This is a genomic window from Phenylobacterium sp. (assembly GCF_044372605.1).
Lineage (GTDB): Bacteria > Pseudomonadota > Alphaproteobacteria > Caulobacterales > Caulobacteraceae > Phenylobacterium.
In genome coordinates this window covers 1-3,758 of record NZ_JBILRO010000292.1, presented here as the reverse complement: position 1 = coordinate 3,758, position 3,758 = coordinate 1, and the positions used below count along the sequence as shown (strand labels likewise).

Here is a 3,758-nt window from a genome sequence, read left to right as displayed (position 1 = left end):
TCTCGTCTTTCTGGTCTATGCGGCGGCGCTCGCTGATCGACGCGGCCTGACGGCGTTGGTCGGCGGCATGTGCGAGACGGATTTCTCCGGATACCCCGACTGTCGGCGCGAGACGCTTGACGCCACCGAGCGTGCCCTGAACCTGGGCATGGATCAGGGCTTTCGTGTCGAAACACCTCTGATGCACCTCACCAAAGCGCAGACCTGGGGATTGGCAAAGGCGCTGGGGGGCGAGCCGTTGGTCGCGATCACGGTGGAGGAAAGCCACACCTGCTACCTCGGCGAGCGCGGCGCGTTGCATGCATGGGGCTATGGATGTGCTGCCTGCCCGGCCTGCGACCTGCGCCGTGTCGGTTATGAAGCCTGGGACGGTCAGGAACGCCCGGAATTTGCGGCATGAGTTATGCGGTCAAGGAAATATTCCTGACCCTACAAGGGGAGGGCGGCCAGGCTGGTCGGCCGGCGGTGTTTTGCCGGTTCGCGGGGTGTAATCTCTGGTCAGGCCGGGAGCAGGACCGGGCAACGGCTGTCTGCAACTTCTGCGACACGGATTTTGTCGGCCTGGATGGACCGGGCGGTGGACGCTTCCTCGATGCGGACGCGCTTGCGGCGGCTGTCGAGGCTGCCTGGCAGGGTGGCCGGTCTGATCGACTGACGGTCCTTACGGGTGGTGAGCCGCTGCTCCAGGTCGACGAAGCGCTGGTAGAGGCTCTTCACGCACGTGGTTTCACTATCGCGTTGGAAACCAATGGCACCCTCCCGGTGCCACCTGGAATCGACTGGATCTGTGTCAGCCCCAAGGCTCAGGCTGCGGTCGTTCAGCAACGGGGGCAGGAGCTGAAGCTTGTGTACCCTCAACCGGGCGTCGACCCGGCTGGCTTCGTGGCGATGGATTTCGAGCGATTCCTGCTCCAGCCCATGGACGGGCCTGAGCGTCTTGCCAACACGGAAGCTGCAATCGCCTATTGCCTCACGCACCCTCGCTGGCGTTTAAGCGTGCAAACCCACAAATATCTCGGCATCGCCTAGGCCCATCAGCGGTCCAAGCCGCCCCATTGCAGTTGCCATGACCCCACCCACCTTCGAGATCACCAAGGCTGCGACCTTTGACGCAGCCCACTTTTTCGCCGAGGGGCCGATCCACCGGCCCTACTCGAATCTGCATGGCCATTCATTCCGGGTGGAGGCGACTGTGAAGGGCGAGGCCGATGAAACGGTAGGGTGGGTTGCCGACCTCGCCGATCTGGATGCCGCCCTGAAAACGGTCGCCGGTCAACTGGATCACGGGTTGCTGAATGAAAAGCCGGGCCTGGAGCGCCCTACGCTTGAACATCTTTGCCTTTATTTCGCTGAGCGCCTGCGCCCTGCGTTTCCGGGTCTCTCGCGGATCGTCGTATCTCGTCCGACCATCAGCGAGAGCTGCGCCCTGAACCTCGGCTAGCGACCTATATCTCGACGTTCTGGTTCGCGTTTTCGCTGTCGCTCTCGCGACGCCAGGGGCCCTGGAACAAGGCGTCGGCCCGGCGGCGTCTGTCGGGGCCAAAATAGCTCAACGACCTTATGAACGGTCGCTTGTTGTCGATGGCCTGGTGTAAACGCTCCACAACGCCGCGCGCAGTGAGTGGCTTGGCCAAAAACTCGGTCACGCCGGCGTCGCGCGCCTCATTCACCCTGATGTAGGTGGAATGGCCGGTGATCATCACCACCGGCGCCATCCGGTTTGGGCTTTCAGGGGAATTACGCAGCAGTCTGACAAACTCGATACCGTCCATCGGCTGCATCGAGAGGTCCGTCATGACCACATCGATGGGATGGTCCCGCATCATCTTCAGGCCTTCAGCGCCGTCTCTTGCTTCATAAATGTGGTTAACGCCGATCGCACGCAGGATCTCCGCCAGCAGCAGCCGCATGTGTTGGTTGTCATCAACCAGCAAGATTTTCAGCAGGTCGTAACGCACGATGCTCGCTTTGGATGGCCAAACTGGCCGGACGGTTCGATATTGTGCCCGGCACGCAATCCCAACGGAAATCGCATAAGGGCCCTGCGCGTACCGGTCAAACAGATATCTATGGTAGGTACAGCAATTGTCAGTCAGGTCAGATACTTGACGACGGATCAGGTTGTCTGGCCGCGAGAATTCAACCGTCGGATGGTCCGCCGATTGTAAAGGTACCGCCGCCGGTTTGAGCGCGATGCCTTAGCCAGGCGTCCGCCAGAACACAGGCCACCATGGCCTCTACCACCGGAACCCCGCGGATACCCACACAGGGGTCATGCCGACCCTTGGTGCGGAGCTCGATTTCCTCGCCCGCTTCATTGATGCTGCCGCGTCGACTGAGGATAGATGATGTAGGTTTGAAGGCCACGCGCGCTGTCAATGGCGCACCGGTCGATATCCCGCCCAGGACACCGCCAGCCTTGTTGGAGAGGAACAGGGGTCCTTCATTGCCCATGCGCATCTCGTCTGCGTTCTGCTCTCCGGTGAGCGCGGCCGCAGCGAACCCTGCGCCGATTTCCACGCCCTTGGCGGCGTTGATGGACATCAATGCCCCCGCCAGCTCGGCATCCAGCTTACCGTAGATCGGCGCGCCCCACCCGGCCGCAACCCCCGTCGCCTCAACAGCTACTATGGCGCCGGTGGACGAACCGGCCTTGCGAATTGTCTCCAAATGCTCGGTCCAGACCGGCACGATGGCCGCATCAGGGGCCCAGAATTCGTTGTCGCCCGTGACTGAAAAGTCGATCCGGTCCGGATCTACGGCGTGGGGGCCGATCTGAACCACTGCGCCGCGAATGCTCACCCCGGCAAGGATCTTGCGGGCGATGGCGCCAGCTGCCACCCGCGCGGCCGTCTCCCGTGCCGATTGCCGCCCTCCACCGCGATAGTCGCGCACGCCGTACTTGGCGAAATAGGCATAGTCGGCATGGCCGGGCCGGAAGGCGGTCGCAATCTCGGAATAGTCACGACTGCGCTGATCGACGTTGTCGATAATCATCGAGATCGGTGTGCCGGTGGTGATCTGACCGCCGGTACGATCATCTTCAAATACGCCGGACAGAATGCGGACGGTGTCCGGCTCCTGTCGCTGGGTGACAAACTTGCCCTGGCCTGGGCGGCGCTTGTCCAGCCAGGGCTGGATGTCCGCCTCGGTCAGCGAAAGTCCTGGCGGGCACCCGTCAACCACGCAGCCGAGCGCCGGTCCATGGCTTTCGCCCCAGGTGGTAACGCGGAAAAGATGGCCGAAGGTGTTATGGCTCATGGCGAGGCTTTTGTAGCGGTGTGTTAGCTTCCGGTCGAGGTGTAGCGGGCTACGCCGAAGCGCCATGCCAAGAAGCTCAGCCCAAGAAACAGGAACCCAACGGCCGGAGCTAGCGGCAGGAGCCAGGATGGTGCCCCCAGGGGATCGCTACGATCAAAGATCGCTAGAGCTGGGTAATAGGTCACACATCCCAGCGGCACGACGAAAATCAAGAAGCTGCGAAACCAGTTGGCGTAGATGTCAAGCGGGTACTGCGCCGCCTGGACACCTCCATAGGTCAGCACATTGGCCACCTCCAGGCTCTCAATGGTCCAGAAGGCGAGGGTAGCTTGCAGGACAAACAACCCGGAAAAGAGAGCCGCCCCGCCCATAACCGCCCAAATGGCGGTTGCGACTGCTCCCGGATCCCAATCCAGGCCCGTCAGGCCTGTGCTGATCGCGATAGCCGCAAGTCCCTGCGCCATTCGACCCAAGCGACTGAGGCGAAACTCATGACC

At 62.0% G+C, this 3,758-nt stretch carries 6 protein-coding genes; 3 read left to right on the top strand and 3 right to left on the bottom strand.

Going from position 1 to position 3,758, the window contains the following annotated elements:
* From ACIQ42_RS17015 to ACIQ42_RS17005, 3 genes are all read left to right on the top strand, one after another.
* Nucleotides 1-400: 7-cyano-7-deazaguanine synthase (locus ACIQ42_RS17015; protein ID WP_397423425.1), on the top strand; the 400-nt coding region annotated here is incomplete at its 5' end.
* Nucleotides 397-1,029, top strand: coding sequence for a 7-carboxy-7-deazaguanine synthase (gene queE / locus ACIQ42_RS17010; protein WP_397423424.1), 633 nt, complete (start codon nt 397-399; stop codon nt 1,027-1,029). The genes ACIQ42_RS17015 and queE, both read left to right, overlap by 4 nt.
* A 37-nt stretch (nt 1,030-1,066) precedes the next feature.
* Nucleotides 1,067-1,441: a 6-pyruvoyl trahydropterin synthase family protein gene (locus ACIQ42_RS17005; protein ID WP_397423423.1), complete on the top strand. Its 375-nt coding sequence runs from the start codon at nt 1,067-1,069 to the stop codon at nt 1,439-1,441.
* A gap of 4 nt (nt 1,442-1,445) precedes the next feature.
* Here the strand turns inward: ACIQ42_RS17005 and ACIQ42_RS17000 are convergent, their stop codons facing one another.
* The 3 genes from ACIQ42_RS17000 to ACIQ42_RS16990 form a co-directional block, all read right to left on the bottom strand.
* Nucleotides 1,446-1,958 carry a response regulator gene (locus ACIQ42_RS17000; protein ID WP_397423422.1) on the bottom strand — a complete coding sequence of 171 codons (513 nt, stop codon included), beginning with the start codon at nt 1,956-1,958 and terminating at the stop codon, nt 1,446-1,448.
* 181 nt (nt 1,959-2,139) lie between these two features.
* Nucleotides 2,140-3,261 carry a chorismate synthase gene (aroC, locus tag ACIQ42_RS16995; RefSeq protein ID WP_397423421.1) on the bottom strand — a complete coding sequence of 374 codons (1,122 nt, stop codon included), beginning with the start codon at nt 3,259-3,261 and terminating at the stop codon, nt 2,140-2,142.
* Nucleotides 3,262-3,284: 23 nt separating this feature from the next.
* Nucleotides 3,285-3,758, bottom strand: a 474-nt coding sequence (locus tag ACIQ42_RS16990; RefSeq protein WP_397423420.1) for an ABC transporter permease, incomplete at its 5' end; no start/stop codon positions are given.

What these genes read in the sequence shown, in the direction of transcription:
- ACIQ42_RS17005 (WP_397423423.1), top strand. Translation starts at nt 1,067, where the DNA reads ATGACCCCACCCACCTTCGAGATCACCAAGGCTGCGACCTTTGACGCA.
- queE (WP_397423424.1), top strand. Translation starts at nt 397, where the DNA reads ATGAGTTATGCGGTCAAGGAAATATTCCTGACCCTACAAGGGGAGGGC.
- aroC (WP_397423421.1), bottom strand. Translation starts at nt 3,261, where the DNA reads ATGAGCCATAACACCTTCGGCCATCTTTTCCGCGTTACCACCTGGGGC.